Genomic DNA, 16659 nt, shown 5'->3' on the forward strand with positions numbered 1-16659 from the left:
GTCTTTAAGCTTCTGACTATAAATGGCTCCAGATTCCCGTTTTACATTCTCTGTCGAACAGGAAAAACCGGCGAAGTTATGATCGGGCAGACCACCAAACGCTGCAAAACGCTGTAAATGCGCGCCTTTGGACCTTCACGATGGAATCTGTCTTGACTGTAACCGCTACTGTCACTATAGAAACGCGACTTTCCCAATAGGCCGCCTGTCCGAGATCGCGCGCCAGCAGCAGCAAACTGCTATGATTGCTTTGAATTCGGACATTCGGGTCGGGGCCTGAGAAACAAAAATTTGAAGGTGAGACCAAAATGTCCCGCGCTTGTGAATTGACCGGCACCTCGGTCCAGTACGGCAACAATGTGAGCCACGCAAACAACCGTACGCGTCGCCGCTTCCTGCCGAACCTCTGCAACGTTACTCTGATGTCCGAAGTTCTCGGCCAGAGCTACCGTCTTCGCGTTTCCGCTTCTGCTCTGCGTTCGGTTGAGCATCGCGGTGGCCTCGACGCTTTCCTCGTCAAGTCTGACGACAAGGAACTCTCGCAGCGCGCTCGCCTGCTGAAGCGTCAGATCGCCAAGAAGCAGGCTGAAGTTGCTGCATAAGCAATCAGCTTTTTAAAGTTTGACAAAAAAGGCTGACTTGCGTCAGCCTTTTTTGCTGGTTCCATCACCCAGGATAAAAAAATGCCTATGACAGGTCCTTCTTTTGCCCGGCTCTGGCCAGCCGTGATAGCGATGTGTGCGGCAGTTGCCGCCTCGAACATCCTTGTCCAATATCCTTTTCAGCATTTTGGCCTTGGTGAACTGCTCACCTATGGTGCTTTCACCTATCCAGTGGCATTTCTCGTCAACGATCTGACGAATCGCCGCTTTGGCCCCGCGGCTGCACGCAAGGTTGTCTATGCCGGTTTTGTGCTCGGCGTGCTCATGTCGATCTGGCTGGCAACACCACGTATCGCCATTGCCTCCGGTTCGGCATTTCTGATCGCACAATTGATGGACATCACGGTCTTCAACCGCCTGCGTCGCAAGACATGGTGGAAAGCACCGTTTGCTGCCGCGATGTTCGGCTCCGTTGTCGATACTATACTGTTCTTCTCCATCGCTTTTGCTGCAAGTTTTGCGTGGATCGATGCGATCACCGGCATGCCGGATTCGTCTCTAGCCGAACCTGCCGCCTTCCTTGGCCTTGGAATGCCTCTCTGGGCTTCGCTGGCAACCGGCGACTTCTTTGTGAAGGTTGCCATGGGAACGCTGATGCTGGTGCCCTATGGTGCCATTCTGGCCATTTTCGCACCAACCCTTTATGCGCCCGACCGCACAGCATCAAACAAGCACTAGAGCATTTCCTGCTTTTCTTGAATCATTGGAAATGCTCTATCTCTTTGTTTTTTCGCATTATCCGACGCAAAACCGCTTCGCACTTTTGCTGGAAATGCACTAAAAAAGGGACCCAACGGTCCCTTTTTTCTTCCTCGCATCACAAAGTGATTTCAGAGTAATTATCGCCTGCCTGCGCGGCGGCGACCTCTGCCAGACGCCTCTGCGCCCTGTTCCTCGAAGAGCGAGGCAAGCTGCTCAGTCATTGCACCGGCCAGCTCTTCCGCATCCACAATGGTTACAGCACGCTGATAATAGCGGGTTACGTCATGGCCGATACCAATGGCGATCAGCTCCACCGGCGAGCGATTTTCGATCTCTTCGATCACCGCGCGCAGGTGACGCTCCAGATAATTGCCCGGATTGACCGACAGCGTCGAATCATCCACCGGCGCGCCATCTGAAATCATCATCAGGATCTTGCGCTGCTCAGGACGCGCCAACAACCGCTGATGCGCCCAGATCAGTGCTTCACCGTCGATATTTTCCTTGAGCAGCCCTTCGCGCATCATCAGGCCAAGATTGCGCCGTGCACGCCGCCATGGCGCATCAGCACTCTTGTAGATGATGTGGCGCAGATCATTGAGACGACCCGGATTGGAAGGCTTGCCACGACCGAGCCATGCCTCACGCGATTGGCCACCCTTCCACGCCTTGGTGGTGAAGCCAAGAATCTCGACCTTCACACCGCAACGCTCCAGCGTACGGGCCAGAATGTCGGCGCAGGTGGCCGCAACAGTGATCGGGCGCCCGCGCATAGAGCCGGAATTGTCGAGAACCAGCGTCACAACCGTATCGCGGAAATTCGTATCGCGTTCCTGCTTATAGGAAAGCGGCTGTGTCGGATCGATTACGATACGCACCAGACGAGCCGAATCGAGATAGCCCTCTTCCAGATCGAAATCCCACGAACGGTTCTGCTGCGCCATCAGGCGGCGCTGCAAACGGTTGGCAAGTCTTCCGACCACGCCCTGCAGATTGGCAAGCTGCTTGTCGAGGAATCCGCGCAGACGATCAAGCTCGGCCTCATCGCAAAGATCGGTCGCCTCAACCTCTTCATCGAATTCGCGCGTGAAGACATTGTAGTCGACATGTTCGGAAAAATTGGCGAAAGGCTGGTTCTGACGGCGTGTATCGCCCGGCGTTTCCGCGTCGACATCTTCGCTGTCATCCATATCGTCGGAGGCCGCATCGGCAGCATCCATTTCGCCCTGCTCGCCCTCTTCACTCGAGCTGTCCGATTCATCGCTTTCAGCTGAATCAGAGCCTTCCTGGCTTTCCTCGCCACCATCCTCGTTTTCATCCGAGTCCGGCGTCTGTTCGTCGTCCTGATCCTGTTCGTCGCTTTGCTCTTCCTGCGAAAGCTCCTCGGCCATGTCCATGGAGGCCAGCATATCGCGCACTGTGCGCGCAAAAGCCTGCTGATCTTCCAGGTTTTCGCCAAGACGTGCAAGCTCTGCGCCAGCCTTCTGCTCAATCCATTCACGCCAGAGATCAAGCACCGGCCCAGCTTCAGCTGGTGCTGCGCGTCCGGTCAGCTTTTCGCGCAAGAGAAGCGATACGGCTTCTTCAAGCGGCGCATCTTCCTTGTCGGTAACGGAAGCAAAATTGGCCCGGGTATATTTATCCGCAAGCATGGTCGCAAGGTTGTCTGCAACACCGGCCATGGCGCGAGCACCGATGGCTTCAACGCGGGCCTGTTCGACCGCATCGTAGATCGCACGCGCCTGTTTGCCTTCCGGAGCAAGGCTTGCATGAATACGGGCATTATGGCGCGCCTGACGCAGCGCCATGGAATCGCCAAGGCCGCGCGTAACCGCAATATCATGGGCAGTCGGGCGCTTTGGCAGGTCAGGCAGGCGGGCACGATTGGCGGTCAGCGCCGGACGATCATTGCTGAAAGCAACTTCCAGCTCATTCTCACCGGAAATGGCACGCATTGTTGCCGTCATCGCCCGCTTGAACGGTTCGGAATCCACCGGTCCGTTTTTACGCTCACGCGAATTATCGCCCATTCCTGACATTTGGCCCGACATCTGCCTATCCTGACTTCTTATAAAGTGCTGCCGCCCATTAGAGTGCCGTGCGCCTCATTAGGCGCACAAAGGACGCTCTAACAAATATATCTGCTGCATAATTTAACCTTAAACGATCTCAAATTTAAGGAATTATGCAGCAGGGCGGCAGGCATCATCCAGCCTTATGCCAAAACGATATTGGCAGCCGATTCTGGAAGTTCCTCACCGAAAGCACGCTGATAGAACTCAGCCACTGTCTGGCGTTCCAGCTCATCGCACTTGTTGAGAAAGGTCAGGCGGAATGCAAAGCCGACATCGTTGAAGATCGCGGCATTTTCAGACCAGGTAATGACAGTACGCGGGCTCATCACGGTCGACAGATCGCCGTTGATGAAGGCCTGACGGGTCATGTCGGCAACGCGAACCATCTTGTTCACGATCTCACGGCCTTCCGCATTCTGGTAATGCTTGGCCTTGGCGAGAACGATGTTTACTTCGTTGTCGTGTGGCAGATAGTTGAGCGTGGTCACGATCGACCAGCGGTCCATCTGGGCCTGGTTGATCTGCTGCGTGCCGTGATAAAGGCCAGTCGTATCGCCAAGACCAACCGTGTTGGCGGTTGCAAACAGGCGGAACGCCGGATGCGGACGGATCACGCGGCTCTGATCGAGCAGCGTAAGACGGCCCGACGTTTCCAGAACACGCTGGATCACGAACATGACGTCCGGACGACCTGCATCATATTCGTCGAAAACCAGCGCAACATTGTGCTGATAGGCCCAAGGCAGAATGCCGTCCTTGAATTCGGTAACCTGCATGCCGTCCTTGACGACGATTGCATCCTTACCGACGAGATCAATACGGCTGACATGGCTGTCGAGATTGATACGGACACAAGGCCAGTTGAGACGGGCTGCAACCTGTTCGATATGGGTCGATTTACCCGTTCCGTGATAACCGGAAACCATCACACGGCGATTATAGGCAAAACCTGCGAGAATGGCTAACGTCGTCTGACGGTCGAAAATATAATCCGGATCCGTTTCCGGCACATAGGAATCGCCCGCCGCATAGGCTGGAACGCGCATGTCGGAATCAATTCCAAACACTTCGCGTACCGAAACCGTCGTATCCGGCAAATTGGCTATATCCCGCTCAACCTTGTTCATCATGCCTCCAGAGCGGCAGGACTGTCCCGCCGCGACATTCAAATTTGATCAGGGAGCCAGGTTCCGGCGAGCCAGATGACGCCCCTTCTGTTCAATTGCGGGCATCCGTACTTGCGTCCGCACAACTGCGCGGCAGATGAATGTCCGTCGAAGCAACGCTTGCTCCGATGCTCAGCTTACAAAAGCCAGACAGGCTTTAGCAAAAACCTGCCGTCTTGAGCAATTGATAAGCTTGAATGACCTCGCGAAATCTTTCTTCGGATCCGCGGTCGCCACCATTCGCATCGGGATGATGTTGCTTCACGAGTTCTTTATAGCGCGCCTTAATCTTATCGCTAGTCGAATTTGGTTCAAGACCAAGCGTAGCGAGCGCTTTTACTTCCAGCGTCCGTGGCTTGCGAAGCGCAGTTTTACCCGCAGGTGCTGCTTTCGCTTCCTTCACGAAGCCAAAAGGATCGCGCATACGGTTCTGATAGGCAGCCGAACCCGAACGCCTCTGCGCCACATCCGGCGAGGTGTGTTTTGTGGCTGTGGAATTGGATGCGGTCGACCAGGTTGGACGGTTTCCAGTGATGGCGTCCTTCTGGAACTTGGAGATATCTTTATCCGACAAACCCGAGAAATAATTGAAAGTCTTATTATATTCCCGGACATGGTCGATACAGAAGTGAAGATACTCGCCCTCGCGCATGCGCCCGACCGGCGCACGATGTGTGCCCGGCTTATCGCAACCATCCCACTGGCAGCAGGGACCGCTGGACTTCTTTTCCGCTTCCTTCTTGGGACGGATGCGGATGCTGTCGAAAAATTTTGAGTTCGTTGTCATCGAATCGGATTATGCGAATTAAGAGGAACTAAACAAGAATTGACATTTCGTCCTGACTGGTTTTGGCCATTCTTCAGGGCGAAATTTTGATGCAGACTGCATTTCCTGTGCGGATTTGCCCCACCAATTGCCGCCGAGGCGACGTCTATATGAAGCACAGCACCTATATGGGGAGAACTGGCTCGAATGTCCATTCACAATAGCAAACAATCTTCAATGGAAGCGAAGCTTACAGCCGCTTTCACGCCAGAACGGCTTGAAATCATAAATGAAAGCCATCTTCATGCAGGTCATCACCACGAAGATAGTGGTCATCATGAAGTTTACGACGGCACCGGCGAGACACATTTTCGTGTGCGTATTGTATCGGGCAAGTTCGAAGGGCTGAGTCGCATTGCCCGCCATCGCGCTATCAACGAGCTTCTCAAAGAAGAGCTCAATAGCGGCGTTCATGCACTGGCACTCGAACCTTCCGCCCCCGGCGAACCAACCCGGCGCTGATCTTTTTACGCCTGATCCCTATTATTGGGGTTTTGGGATTGTCTCAGGCTGTTAAGGTTGACTGGCAACGAGAGAGTGAGCCCGTCAACCGGCGCGATAGCTTCGGCGCAAACCTCCCAAAGCTGCAAGCGATTGAGCCAAGCTTACAAGAAGACTGAAATTATCATAGAATCTCTGAGGGCTGACTCCGAAAGGAGAAACCGATGAATACGGTATCAGCAATGTCGATAGCCAAACAGAATAGTTTTGCCTGCTGTTGTCAGTGCGGCAAGCGTGCAACACTGGATATGGGCGCTGTCTGGACCATGCAGGGCGAAACGCTCAACGATGCAGGCCAGCTACGCTGCCGCAACTGCTCGATCCTCGCCGGATATGATGCACTGATGTATCGGTAGGTCTTCCGATATCCCGAGAATGCTACGATGGGCGCTGTCGCTACAGCGCCCATTTTCGTTCTAGAGCGTGTCGCATTTTATCATATCCATGTGACACGCTTTAAGTCATTGTTTTCAAGCATGTCTTTATCCCAAAACCGGTTCCCACTTTTGGGCGACATGCTTTAGAGCGCCGATCTGATTGGATCAGATCGGCGCTCTAAATATTTGTTTTAACGCGCATCTTTGTCCGAAAACCGTTTCACACTTTTCGGGATGCGCTCTAAGCCCTGCGCTTTAAGCCATTTGCGCAGACGCCCGCGCGCATTGGCGTAAGGCGATGACGTGTTGAACTGGATCATGCGCCCAAGCGTGTATTTCTCATACCATGCAACGCCATAAAGCTCCGCATCGCTGCGTGCCTCAATCAGTTCGACCAGCGCATTTTTCGCAGCCTCAAAACGCAGCAGAAGCTCCGCAAGCGGCAAACCCTGATAATCCTGGTAAAACCTGGATGCCAGCTTGCCGAGTTCATTCCATCTGAATCCTGTCTCCGGAAAATCGACCGGCCGCCCCTCATCGCTGAGCGCGCACCATTTCAGAACCAGCTCGTTCCATCCGACCAGATAGGAGACGAGATTATGCACGCTCATCATCGAGCCTTTCGCATGGCCTTCCATGGTGTTTTCCATGACCTGCTCAGGCGTCACGCGTGCAAGATCAAGTACCAGTCGGGTATAGTTCGTTTCGATCGCTGCAAGGAGTTCCTGCTTGGTTGCAGGCACAGCCATCAGTTTGAGGCCTTTGCGGCGATAACACCTGAAATGGGCTTTCCGTCGGCATCGAGCGGCACAATGCGCAGTCGGGTCAGGCGGTTCTTTTCCTTCTTCAACACGGAAAAGCGCTTTCCATGGAAAGTGAAGGCCTGCTTCACTTCCGGTATCGTCTGGGTTTCATGAATGACAAGACCGGCAATTGTCGTTGCTTCCTCATCGGGAAGGTTCCAGCCCAGCGCACGATTGAGATCACGGATCGGCAGCGAACCGTCGACAAGAACCGAACCATCCGGTTGCAGTCTCACGCCCTGCATGTCGAGATCGTGTTCATCGGAAATATCGCCGACAATCTCCTCGAGAATATCTTCGAGCGTCACCAGCCCCTGCACATCGCCATATTCATCAACGACGATAGCAATATGCGCCTTGCGGCGGAGGAAAGCGTCGAGCTGATCCTGAAGTGTTGTGGTATCGGGCACAAACCAGGGCTTGCGTGCCACCTTCATGATATCGATGCGCGTAAAATCATTATCAACGTCGTAAAGCGTGCGCAGCAGATCCTTGGTGTGGATGATGCCGATAATATTATCGATCTCATCGCGCCAGACCGGCATTCGTGTGTGCGGGCTCGCCAGAATTTCGCGCACCACCTGCTCGGCAGGCGCATCGGCATTGATGGTCCCCATGGATGTGCGATGCACCATGACATCGCTGACTTCCAGTTCTTTCAGATCAAGCAAACCGCCCAGCTGGTCACGGTCTTCCTTGATTAGCGATTTGTCACGATGCAGCACTTCAACCGCGCCACGCAATTCTTCCTGTGCTGAGAGCATCGAGCGGCCAGCGGCCAAATTAATGCCGAAAAGCCGCAGGATCACGCGCACAATCCAGTTTACCAGGCCCGAAACCGGACCCAGCACTGTCACCACCGCTGAAACCGGGCGTGCAACGTTGAGTGAAAACCGGTCGGGACTGGAAATGGCCCACGACTTGGGCAGCACTTCGGCAAAGATGACCAGAATGACCGTCATCGCCAATGTCGAATAGGCAACGCCCGCATCGCCGAACAGGGTGAGAAAAATGCTGGCTGCGATTGAGGATGCGAGAATATTGGCAAGGTTATTGCCGATCAGAAGCACACCGATCAGGCGGTCCCGCTTGCCGATCAAATGCTGCACGACCGAGGCACGCTGATCGCCATTATGCTCATAGGTGAGCATGCGGGCGCGGGAAGCGGCCGTCAGCGCCGTTTCAGCACCGGAAAAAAAGGCAGAGAGAACGATGCAGAGCAGGATGATGCCGCACATTACCCATAGCTCGAAACCCATTCTCGTATTCCTTTCAGATTCAGACGGAGAGGCGCTCCTTCAGGAACTCCAATACTGCCGCAGGCGGCACATCCTTGGCAATGAAGGACTGGCCGATACCGCGCGTCAGAATGAAGGTCAGCGCACCGCGGGAGACTTTCTTGTCCTGAGCAATATAGTCCATCAGCTTTTCAGCGTCCGGCAAACCACCCGGAACATCTTTGAGCGAGATCGGCAAGCCGACGGCCTGCAGATGCGCCTCGACGCGTTCAGCATCCTCAACACCGCACAGGTTCATCTTCACCGAAAAACGATGCGCAAGCGCCATGCCAATGGCAACGCCCTCGCCATGCACCAGACGGCTTGAATCGTAGCCTGTGGCGGTTTCAAGCGCATGACCGAATGTATGGCCAAGATTGAGCAGCGCACGATCACCATTTTCATGCTCATCGCGTGCAACAACAGCTGCCTTCGAGCGGCATGATTCAGCAATAGCCTCGGTACGTGCGGCGCCTCCCGCAAAAACCTCTTTCCAGTTTTTTTCGAGCCAGGCGAAGAAATCCGGACGGTCGATCAGGCCATATTTGGCAACTTCCGCATAGCCCGCACGGAATTCACGCGCGCTTAATGTGTCGAGCACATCCGTATCCGCCAGCACCAGCTGCGGCTGATAGAAAACACCAACAAGATTCTTGCCATATTGCGTGTTGATACCGGTCTTGCCGCCAACGGACGAATCCACCTGCGCGAGCAACGAGGTCGGCATCTGCACGAAATTCATGCCGCGACGCACAATGCCAGCGACGAAGCCGGAAAGATCACCCACGACCCCTCCCCCGAAAGCAATCAGCGCATCGCCGCGCTCCAGTCGGGCTTCCAGCACTGCATTTGTGACGGTCTCAAGCACCGGAAAGGATTTAGACTTTTCTCCAGGTTTGACGACGATGCTCGTCACATCAAAACCTTGCAGGAAAAGCGCTGTTTCCAGATTCTTGAGATGTGCATCCGCCACATTCTCGTCGGTAACGACAGCAACACGCCTGCCCTTGAGGCGCTTGCCAATCTCTTCACCTGCCCGCGCAATAAGCCCCTTGCCGATCAGGATCTCATAGGATCGGTCGCCCAGCGAGACGGGAACCGTAACAGTATCGGCAGCGGTCATAATGCACTCCAAAGCAGTCTAAACTCAGGCTCAATTCAGGCCCAACTCAGGATCAGGGGCCTATTTCTTATCCAGATGCTCGGTCAGAACGTCGATCAGTTCTCCGGCGATCACTTCTTTCTTGTCGTCACGTGTCATCACATGCAGGTCAGCAAGCGCATAAACCGGATAGCGTTCATTCATCAGCCGCTGCATCACACCACGCGGATCATCATTCCTGAGAAGCGGGCGATTCTGACGGCGAGACACACGATCCATCAGCACATCCAGTTCGGCATTGAGCCAAACCGAAACACCATTTGCGGCAATTGCTTCACGAGTTTCAGCATTCATATAAGCGCCGCCACCGGTTGCCAGAACCATGGGGCCATCTTCAAGAAGCCGCAGGATAACCCGGCGCTCCAGATCACGAAACTCGGCTTCGCCATAGGCTTCGAACAGTTCAGGAACCGTCATGCGGGCGGCGGACTCAATCTCGTTATCGGCATCGCGGAAAGGCAGACCGAGCATCGTCGCCACCTTGCGACCCACGGTCGACTTGCCTGCGCCCATCAGCCCAACAAGAACAACCACTTTCGCACCAAGAAGCTGACGGACAGCATCCGCCTTCTCGTTAAGATTTGTCTGTTTTGTTGTACTGCTCATAAACCTCATCCATTTCTTCCGGTTCCACATGAAAAACCGCGCGGCGTCAATCGCTTTCATCCGCTTTCATCGCCTGAACTGCACCAAATGGGGCTTTTTATGCGCATGCTTTGGCTGTCCTTGCTTTCGTCTCAATAGCACAGCATAAACGCACCATGCCCACGCTGACGCGCATTCTTGTCCTGCTTGCTGTGATCGCTGCCATTGTCTACGGCGCAATGTTCTCGCTCGCCAATTTCGTGAAGCCGGTTACCCATGAGATCACCGTCGAAATCCCCGCATCAAAACTGAAACAGACAGTCGTGGCCCCACCGCCAGCACCAGCACCAGCATTGGCCCCGGCAGAAACCGTCACAGACGGCCAGACCAATGGTTCCGATACGACGGATAAGCAGGAGTAGACATGCGGGCATCTTTGGCGATTGAGAATTTTCTCGAAATGATGAGCGCCGAACGCGGAGCCGCGCATAACACGCTTGAATCTTATCGACGCGATCTGGAAGCCTGCGCCGAAGTGATGACCACGCGCGGCATCAATCTTGCTGAAGCAAAAACAGACGATATACGCCATGTAATCGATGGCATGGCCAATGAAGGCTTTGCTGCGACATCACAGGCACGCCGCCTGTCCGCAATCAGACAGTTCTTTCGCTTTCTTTATTCGGAAGGTTTCAGGCAGGATGATCCCACCGGTGTCATCGATGCCCCCAAAAAGCAGAAACCTCTTCCGAAAATCATGAGCGTCGAAAATGTCGGGCGCCTTCTTGATCGCGCCGATCTTGAGGCGAAAGAAGCACTTGAGCCTGCAGACCGCATCAAAGCGCTTCGCCTTCACGCGCTGCTTGAAACGCTTTACGCGACGGGATTGCGTGTTTCGGAGCTTGTGGGTCTTCCCGCAAGTGTCGCCCGCACAGACCATCGCTTTCTGATCGTGCGCGGCAAAGGCTCCAAGGATCGCATGGTGCCCCTGTCACAAAAGGCGCGCGAGGCATTGCAGCGCTTTCTGTCGCTGCGCGATTCCCTGCCGGGCTACGACGATAACCCCTGGCTCTTTCCGGCTTTTTCTGAAAGCGGCCATCTGGCGCGCCAGGTTTTCGCGCGTGAACTCAAAAGTCTTGCTGCCCGCGCCGGGCTTTCGAGCGCTTCCATCTCGCCACATGTGCTGCGTCATGCCTTCGCCAGCCACCTTTTACAAAACGGTGCTGACCTCAGAACAGTGCAGCAATTGCTTGGACATGCGGATATTTCAACGACCCAAATCTACACACATGTTCTGGAAGAAAGACTGCATAAGCTGGTAAGTGAACATCATCCGCTTGCCGATTAAGCGCGCGGCGGGTAAGAGAATTTCAGAAAAATTTGCAAGATGCGCGCGAAGTAAATATGTAAGGCGTCGTAAAACAGCCTCTATTGGGCTTGTTCTATGGCCAACATCTCTGGAAACGCACAATAGTCAGGCCCGATGTACAACTATCTCGATTTTGAAAAACCCGTCGCAGACCTCGAAGGCCAGATCCTTGAGCTGAAAAAGCTCGCACAGGAACAGGGCAGCGTCGAGATGAGCGACGAGATCAGCCGTCTCGAGAAACGATCGGCCGATGCGCTCAAGGATATCTATCGCAAGCTGACCCCATGGCAGAAGGCACAGATCGCCCGCCATCCGGATCGTCCGCACTGCCTTGAATATATCAGCACACTGTTCACCGAGTTCACGCCTTTGGCCGGCGACCGCCAGTTTGCCAATGACGAAGCCATTCAGGGCGGCTTTGCCCGCTTCAATGGCCAGCCCGTTGCCATTCTCGGTCAGGAAAAAGGCTCGGACACCAAGACGCGTCTCAGGCACAATTTCGGCTCGGCTCGTCCTGAAGGCTACCGCAAGGCCGTCCGCATTATGGAAATGGCCGACCGTTTCCAACTGCCGCTGATCACCTTCGTTGATACAGCAGGTGCTTATCCGGGCGTCAGTGCAGAAGAACGCGGTCAGGCAGAAGCCATTGCGCGCTCAACGGCAGAATGTCTCAAGCTGCGCGTGCCTGTTATCTCGATCATCATCGGTGAAGGCGGTTCGGGCGGTGCAATCGCGATTGCTGTCGCAAACCGCGTCTATATGCTCGAACATTCGATCTATTCGGTGATTTCGCCGGAAGGTGCGGCTTCGATCCTCTGGCACGATTCGACCCGTGCAAAGGATGCTGCCTCCAACATGCGCATCACCGCGCAGGATCTGTTCGACCTCAAGGTCATCGACGGCATCATCCCGGAACCGCTTGGCGGTGCACATCGCGGCAAGGAATCCACCATTGCAGCTGCAGGCGACATCATTACCGCCTCGCTACGCTCAATGAAGGATATCGACGGCGAGACACTCAAGCAGGAACGTCGTCAGAAGTTCCTCGACATCGGTCGTAACCTTTAATTTACTATAAAATTCAAAAAGCCATGCCGGCGCAGCTCAAACTGCGCCGGATTTGCATCATGTCGTCATTTCCGCCATATTGCGGTCACTGTGTTTTTTAGGTAATTGAGCAACGGTTTATCAACGATACCGAAAGGTTTAGTTGTTAATATCCCGGCACCGAAAAAGTCAGATTTGCTCAAATGCGTCAGAAGGCGCAGCTCTAACAGGCTCGATGCGATATGAAGATCAGAACCGCACTTCTTGGAACACTTATGGCATCCGCTCTGCTTGCGGGCTGTCAGGGTTCATCCGTTTCCGATCTCAGCCTGCGGGCTGAAAAACCACTTTCCGAGAAAATCGTTGCCAAAATGAAGACGAAGGGCATGACCCGCACTTCGCCGGTCATGGTGCGTATTTTCAAGGAAGAAGGCGTCCTCGAAGTCTGGAAACAGAAGAATAACGGCAAATACGATCAAATTGCATCTTATGAGATCTGCAAATGGTCGGGCAAGCTCGGTCCCAAATTCATTGAAGGTGATCGTCAGGCACCGGAGGGCTTCTATAACGTCCGCCCAGCTCAGATGAATCCGAACTCACAATATCACCTTGCATTCAACATGGGCTTCCCGAATGCCTATGACCGCGCCCACAACCGCACCGGCCAGAATCTGATGGTGCACGGTGCCTGCTCGTCGTCGGGCTGCTATTCGATGACCGATGAGAGCGTCAGCGAGATTTATGCCTTTGGTCGCGATGCCTTCAAGGGTGGCCAGCGTGATTTCCAGATTCAGGCATTTCCGTTTCGCATGACCGCTGCCAACATGGCGCGCTATAAGAGCGATCCGAATTACAGCTTCTGGAAAATGCTCAAGCAGGGCTATGATTCTTTTGAAGTGACCAAAGTACCGCCAAAAGTTGACGTCTGCGAAAAGCGTTATGTCTTCAACGTACCGACACCAGACGGCCAGCCACTTTCAGCAAACGACGCCTGCCCGCCTTCGGCCAATGCGGAATCGATGGCTTATACCACGTCGTATGAAAAGACCTTCCAGTCTGCTTTCAGCGCAGCACAGAAGAAGCCGGCACCGTCCATTCAGGGCATTACCGAAGCAAAGCTCGTTTCCGCCTGGAGTGCCGCTCGTGCACGCGGCGAAAAAGTAACGCGCGAACCGCCGTCGCTTTCGCCAACTTCGGCTGAAACGCCGAATGCACCGGATATTGCGCCTGCAGCAACCCCAATCTCGGCACAGCCGACAGCAATTGCCGCAACACCAGCGCTCGCGGCTCCTGCAGCATCGGCGCCTGCTGCAACTCCTCCGGCTCAGACCGCGGCTGTTCCTGTTCCGCAGGAAAACCCGACAGCTGTTTCGCCAATGACCACTGCAAGCACAGTTGCAGATAATGTCGCGGCACCTGCGCCTGAAAAGAAAAAGCCATGGTGGAAACTGGGCGGTAATTGATAGCAGATGGATAAAGACGTTCCCGTCTATGATCTGAGAGGGCTTAAATGCCCTCTTCCTGTTTTAAAGACGCGCAATCGCCTTCAAAACATGCCGAGCGGCGCACGTCTCTGGGTGGAAGCGACTGACCCGCTATCCGGTATCGATCTTCCGCATTTCTGCACGCAGGAAGGCCACGCTCTGCTCGCGCAGGAACGTGACGAAAACCTGCATCGTTTTCTCATTCAGAAGAAATAATTATCAGCGCAACTATTTATCGGGTGGAAAATCCGGGAATAGCCAGCGGGTTATCCATCATGGCCGCGCGATCGGGACGATCAATCCCTGCCTTGCCCATAAACGCATCGAAAAGCTCGCGCACGTAGGTTTCCGGCAAATCCTTCACGATCATCACCAGAAGCGTCTCGTGCTCATCCTTGGGCCATTTCGGCAGGCGTGCCGGTGGATGGAAGATTTTCTGCACACCATGGATGACCAGCGGACGATCAGGATCTTCAGCAATCTGCACAATTCCCTTCACGCGCAACAACTTTTCACCATGGGTCGAACGCAGCAGATCGAGAAACATCTCAAAGGTCGAAAACGGGATCGGTTCCTTGTGCCGCAGCGAGAAGGAACGAATAGCGTCGTCATGATGATGGTGATGCCCATGATTGTGGGCATGACCGTGATCATGATTGCAATCCGGCCCGCACACATGATCGTGGTCGTGATGATGAGCATGATCGTGGTGATGATCATCCTCGTAAGCTTCCGCCTTCAGCCAGCGCTGCACATCAGCCGTCTTGGTTTCGGGATTATACAACCCGCATTCAAAAAGAGCCGCATATCCCGTGCGCGTATCGGAAGCTTCCAGTATATCCGCACCCGGATTGAGCAGTTGCAGCCTTGCTTTCAGGGCTGCCAGACCGGCCTGCGCTTCTGGCATATCTGCTTTTGTGATGATGATGCGGTCGGCCATCGCAGCCTGTTTGACCGCTTCCTCATGGTTGTCGAGCGTTGCCATGCCATTGACGGCATCAACGGTCGCAAGCACGCCATCAAGGCGTAAAGCCTGCATCAGCACCGGATGTCCCATGATCGAATGCAGCACCGGAGCCGGATCGGCAAGGCCGGTCGTCTCGATGATGATTCGCTTCAATGCCTTGATACGCCCGGTCTGCAGACGGTCGATCAGATCGGCCAGTGTATCCACCAATTCGCCACGCACCGTGCAGCACAGGCAGCCATCAGCGAGCTCTATCACGCCTTCGCTTGCTTCTTCGACCAGCAGATGATCGATACTGACCTCACCAAATTCATTGATGATGACGGCAGTATCCGTGAGTGCAGGGTCTTTCAGCAGGCGATTGAGCAGCGTTGTCTTGCCCGAGCCAAGAAAGCCGGTCAGCACGGAAACAGGAATTGGATGCGGCATGGCTCTATTCTTAGTTGATTGAGGCCGCAGCACGCTGCGGGCGTGGCATCGGCACAGGAATCTGCGAAATATCGAGCTGCCCGACTTTTGTTACCTTTGCAGGCGGCGCTGAGACAAGTCCGACCTGAACCGGCACCGGTTCACGGGTCATCGCATGAATATAAGGCGAATTAAGCTGCAAACGCCCTTCGACATCGCGACCGTCCCAGCGATCAGCCATGGCCTGCTGGTTGCAAATGGTCTTGCGCATATCCACGGCCTGATAGACGGAGCTGCTTGCTGGCGGCACCATTCCACCAAGCGTCGGCACACCGGCACCATTGCTGCGGAATGCATCGGTCATCAGCTGTGCTGCCTGCACAGCGCGGGTTTCCTGACGATCAGCACCCAGCACAACTGCGAGAATGGTGCGGCCCTGACGGGTTGCAGAGCTGGCCAGATTGAAGCCTGATGCACAGACAAAACCGGTCTTCATGCCATCGGCACCATCGAAGCGGCCAAGCAGAATATTGTAATTGGCCTGTGGCTTCTTGCCGTCGCCTGCATCAATAGCTTCTGTATTGAAATAATGCGCATATTGCGGAAACTCGCGACGCAGCTGCACGCCAAGAACAGCCAGATCGTGCGCGGTCGAATAATTGTTCGGATCATGCAGACCATTTGGATTGGCAAAATGCGATCCGCTCATGCCGATGCGCTGGGCTTCCGCATTCATGCGCTGTACGAAAGCCGATTCCGTACCGCCAATGGCTTCCGCAACGGCAACCGAAACGTCATTGGCCGATTTCACGAGCATGATCTTGAGTGCATTGTCAAGCGTCAACACGGAGCCAGGACGATAGCCCATCTTGCTCGGCGGTTCTTTCGAGGCGTTAACCGTCATTTTTACAGGGGATTCAAGCGTCATCTGTCCTGCCTGAAGAGCACGGAAAGTGACATAAGCCGTCATCATCTTGGTGAGCGAAGCCGGATACCAGCGCTGAAAAGGATCCTGCGCAGAATAAACCTTGCCACTTGCAACATCCACCGCAATCGATGGGTTGGCGGTAGCAGCGGACAAAGCACCAGCCAGGGCAAGGCCAGAAATTGCCGCAGTTGCAAACCAGATTTTCAACGGTTTCGAAATCATTTCGTAGTTCCAATCAACGAGAGCCGCAATGCCTGCGGGTTATCGGTTCCGCTTCCTGTTGCATCGACCTCCAAAAGCCGCAACGGCTTGCGAATACA

General features: G+C 54.5%; 18 protein-coding genes. 9 read left to right on the forward strand and 9 right to left on the reverse strand.

The window, feature by feature from the left end:
* Positions 1–308 precede the first annotated feature (308 nt).
* Together rpmB and ACSME1_RS06345 are read left to right on the forward strand one after the other, a co-directional pair.
* On the forward strand, positions 309–602 hold the full coding sequence (gene rpmB / locus ACSME1_RS06340; protein ID WP_024898504.1) for a 50S ribosomal protein L28: 294 nt from the start codon (positions 309–311) through the stop codon (positions 600–602).
* A gap of 81 nt (positions 603–683) precedes the next feature.
* On the forward strand, positions 684–1340 hold the full coding sequence (locus ACSME1_RS06345) for a queuosine precursor transporter (RefSeq protein WP_105705612.1): 657 nt from the start codon (positions 684–686) through the stop codon (positions 1338–1340).
* Positions 1341–1501: 161 nt separating this feature from the next.
* On the opposite strand, the gene cobT is transcribed toward ACSME1_RS06345, so the two are convergent.
* The 3 genes from cobT to ACSME1_RS06360 form a co-directional block, all read right to left on the reverse strand.
* Positions 1502–3415, reverse strand: coding sequence for a cobaltochelatase subunit CobT (cobT, locus tag ACSME1_RS06350; protein WP_105705610.1), 1914 nt, complete (start codon positions 3413–3415; stop codon positions 1502–1504).
* A 164-nt stretch (positions 3416–3579) separates the two neighbouring features.
* Positions 3580–4566, reverse strand: coding sequence for a cobaltochelatase subunit CobS (cobS, locus tag ACSME1_RS06355; RefSeq protein WP_024898501.1), 987 nt, complete (start codon positions 4564–4566; stop codon positions 3580–3582).
* Between the two features lie 196 nt (positions 4567–4762).
* Positions 4763–5392, reverse strand: a complete 630-nt coding sequence (locus ACSME1_RS06360) for a J domain-containing protein (protein WP_024898500.1) — start codon at positions 5390–5392, stop codon at positions 4763–4765.
* A 186-nt stretch (positions 5393–5578) separates the two neighbouring features.
* Here ACSME1_RS06360 and ACSME1_RS06365 point away from each other — a divergent pair, with 186 nt between their 5' ends.
* Together ACSME1_RS06365 and ACSME1_RS06370 are read left to right on the forward strand one after the other, a co-directional pair.
* Positions 5579–5893 carry a BolA family protein gene (locus ACSME1_RS06365; protein ID WP_024898499.1) on the forward strand — a complete coding sequence of 105 codons (315 nt, stop codon included), beginning with the start codon at positions 5579–5581 and terminating at the stop codon, positions 5891–5893.
* Positions 5894–6096: 203 nt separating this feature from the next.
* Complete coding sequence (locus tag ACSME1_RS06370) at positions 6097–6288, forward strand: hypothetical protein (protein ID WP_024898498.1); 192 nt, start codon at positions 6097–6099, stop codon at positions 6286–6288.
* Positions 6289–6500: 212 nt separating this feature from the next.
* Here the strand turns inward: ACSME1_RS06370 and ACSME1_RS06375 are convergent, their stop codons facing one another.
* From ACSME1_RS06375 to ACSME1_RS06390, 4 genes are read right to left on the reverse strand one after another with little or no spacing between them, the layout of a single operon-like run.
* Positions 6501–7058: a ClbS/DfsB family four-helix bundle protein gene (locus ACSME1_RS06375; RefSeq protein ID WP_024898497.1), complete on the reverse strand. Its 558-nt coding sequence runs from the start codon at positions 7056–7058 to the stop codon at positions 6501–6503.
* Entirely contained in the window at positions 7058–8371 is a 1314-nt protein-coding gene (locus ACSME1_RS06380; protein ID WP_024898496.1) for an HlyC/CorC family transporter, read from the reverse strand. The genes ACSME1_RS06375 and ACSME1_RS06380 overlap by 1 nt, the downstream gene beginning before the upstream one ends.
* Positions 8372–8390: 19 nt before the next feature.
* On the reverse strand, positions 8391–9512 hold the full coding sequence (gene aroB / locus ACSME1_RS06385) for a 3-dehydroquinate synthase (protein WP_024898495.1): 1122 nt from the start codon (positions 9510–9512) through the stop codon (positions 8391–8393).
* A 60-nt stretch (positions 9513–9572) separates the two neighbouring features.
* The gene (locus ACSME1_RS06390) at positions 9573–10157 is read right to left on the reverse strand and encodes a shikimate kinase (RefSeq protein ID WP_024898494.1); all 585 of its coding nucleotides are present in this window, start codon (positions 10155–10157) and stop codon (positions 9573–9575) included.
* A 155-nt stretch (positions 10158–10312) separates the two neighbouring features.
* On the opposite strand from ACSME1_RS06390, the gene ACSME1_RS06395 reads away from it, so the two are divergent.
* The 5 genes from ACSME1_RS06395 to ACSME1_RS06415 all read left to right on the forward strand — a co-directional run bounded on the left by ACSME1_RS06395 (position 10313) and on the right by ACSME1_RS06415 (position 14252).
* Positions 10313–10558 (forward strand): hypothetical protein, encoded by a 246-nt coding sequence (locus ACSME1_RS06395; RefSeq protein WP_024898493.1) that lies wholly within the window; start codon positions 10313–10315, stop codon positions 10556–10558.
* 2 nt (positions 10559–10560) lie between these two features.
* Entirely contained in the window at positions 10561–11484 is a 924-nt protein-coding gene (gene xerD / locus ACSME1_RS06400) for a site-specific tyrosine recombinase XerD (protein ID WP_024898492.1), read from the forward strand.
* 135 nt (positions 11485–11619) lie between these two features.
* Positions 11620–12573, forward strand: a complete 954-nt coding sequence (locus ACSME1_RS06405) for an acetyl-CoA carboxylase carboxyltransferase subunit alpha (RefSeq protein WP_024898491.1) — start codon at positions 11620–11622, stop codon at positions 12571–12573.
* 221 nt (positions 12574–12794) lie between these two features.
* On the forward strand, positions 12795–14015 hold the full coding sequence (locus ACSME1_RS06410) for a L,D-transpeptidase family protein (RefSeq protein ID WP_024898490.1): 1221 nt from the start codon (positions 12795–12797) through the stop codon (positions 14013–14015).
* Between the two features lie 6 nt (positions 14016–14021).
* Positions 14022–14252: a sulfurtransferase TusA family protein gene (locus ACSME1_RS06415; protein ID WP_024898489.1), complete on the forward strand. Its 231-nt coding sequence runs from the start codon at positions 14022–14024 to the stop codon at positions 14250–14252.
* A gap of 16 nt (positions 14253–14268) precedes the next feature.
* Here ACSME1_RS06415 and ACSME1_RS06420 read toward each other — a convergent pair whose 3' ends face one another.
* Positions 14269–15432, reverse strand: a complete 1164-nt coding sequence (locus ACSME1_RS06420; protein WP_024898488.1) for a CobW family GTP-binding protein — start codon at positions 15430–15432, stop codon at positions 14269–14271.
* Positions 15433–15442: 10 nt separating this feature from the next.
* Positions 15443–16561, reverse strand: a complete 1119-nt coding sequence (locus tag ACSME1_RS06425) for a D-alanyl-D-alanine carboxypeptidase family protein (protein ID WP_024898487.1) — start codon at positions 16559–16561, stop codon at positions 15443–15445.
* Between the last annotated feature and the right edge of the window lie 98 nt (positions 16562–16659).

It is taken from the genome of Brucella pituitosa, assembly GCF_965577835.1.
GTDB classification, from domain to species: domain Bacteria; phylum Pseudomonadota; class Alphaproteobacteria; order Rhizobiales; family Rhizobiaceae; genus Brucella; species Brucella pituitosa.

What these genes read in the sequence shown, in the direction of transcription:
- rpmB (WP_024898504.1), top strand. Translation starts at nt 309, where the DNA reads ATGTCCCGCGCTTGTGAATTGACCGGCACCTCGGTCCAGTACGGCAAC.
- ACSME1_RS06345 (WP_105705612.1), top strand. Translation starts at nt 684, where the DNA reads ATGCCTATGACAGGTCCTTCTTTTGCCCGGCTCTGGCCAGCCGTGATA.
- cobT (WP_105705610.1), bottom strand. Translation starts at nt 3,415, where the DNA reads ATGTCGGGCCAAATGTCAGGAATGGGCGATAATTCGCGTGAGCGTAAA.
- cobS (WP_024898501.1), bottom strand. Translation starts at nt 4,566, where the DNA reads ATGAACAAGGTTGAGCGGGATATAGCCAATTTGCCGGATACGACGGTT.
- ACSME1_RS06360 (WP_024898500.1), bottom strand. Translation starts at nt 5,392, where the DNA reads ATGACAACGAACTCAAAATTTTTCGACAGCATCCGCATCCGTCCCAAG.
- ACSME1_RS06365 (WP_024898499.1), top strand. Translation starts at nt 5,579, where the DNA reads ATGTCCATTCACAATAGCAAACAATCTTCAATGGAAGCGAAGCTTACA.
- ACSME1_RS06370 (WP_024898498.1), top strand. Translation starts at nt 6,097, where the DNA reads ATGAATACGGTATCAGCAATGTCGATAGCCAAACAGAATAGTTTTGCC.
- ACSME1_RS06375 (WP_024898497.1), bottom strand. Translation starts at nt 7,058, where the DNA reads ATGGCTGTGCCTGCAACCAAGCAGGAACTCCTTGCAGCGATCGAAACG.
- ACSME1_RS06380 (WP_024898496.1), bottom strand. Translation starts at nt 8,371, where the DNA reads ATGGGTTTCGAGCTATGGGTAATGTGCGGCATCATCCTGCTCTGCATC.
- aroB (WP_024898495.1), bottom strand. Translation starts at nt 9,512, where the DNA reads ATGACCGCTGCCGATACTGTTACGGTTCCCGTCTCGCTGGGCGACCGA.
- ACSME1_RS06390 (WP_024898494.1), bottom strand. Translation starts at nt 10,157, where the DNA reads ATGAGCAGTACAACAAAACAGACAAATCTTAACGAGAAGGCGGATGCT.
- ACSME1_RS06395 (WP_024898493.1), top strand. Translation starts at nt 10,313, where the DNA reads ATGCCCACGCTGACGCGCATTCTTGTCCTGCTTGCTGTGATCGCTGCC.
- xerD (WP_024898492.1), top strand. Translation starts at nt 10,561, where the DNA reads ATGCGGGCATCTTTGGCGATTGAGAATTTTCTCGAAATGATGAGCGCC.
- ACSME1_RS06405 (WP_024898491.1), top strand. Translation starts at nt 11,620, where the DNA reads ATGTACAACTATCTCGATTTTGAAAAACCCGTCGCAGACCTCGAAGGC.
- ACSME1_RS06410 (WP_024898490.1), top strand. Translation starts at nt 12,795, where the DNA reads ATGAAGATCAGAACCGCACTTCTTGGAACACTTATGGCATCCGCTCTG.
- ACSME1_RS06415 (WP_024898489.1), top strand. Translation starts at nt 14,022, where the DNA reads ATGGATAAAGACGTTCCCGTCTATGATCTGAGAGGGCTTAAATGCCCT.
- ACSME1_RS06420 (WP_024898488.1), bottom strand. Translation starts at nt 15,432, where the DNA reads ATGCCGCATCCAATTCCTGTTTCCGTGCTGACCGGCTTTCTTGGCTCG.
- ACSME1_RS06425 (WP_024898487.1), bottom strand. Translation starts at nt 16,561, where the DNA reads ATGATTTCGAAACCGTTGAAAATCTGGTTTGCAACTGCGGCAATTTCT.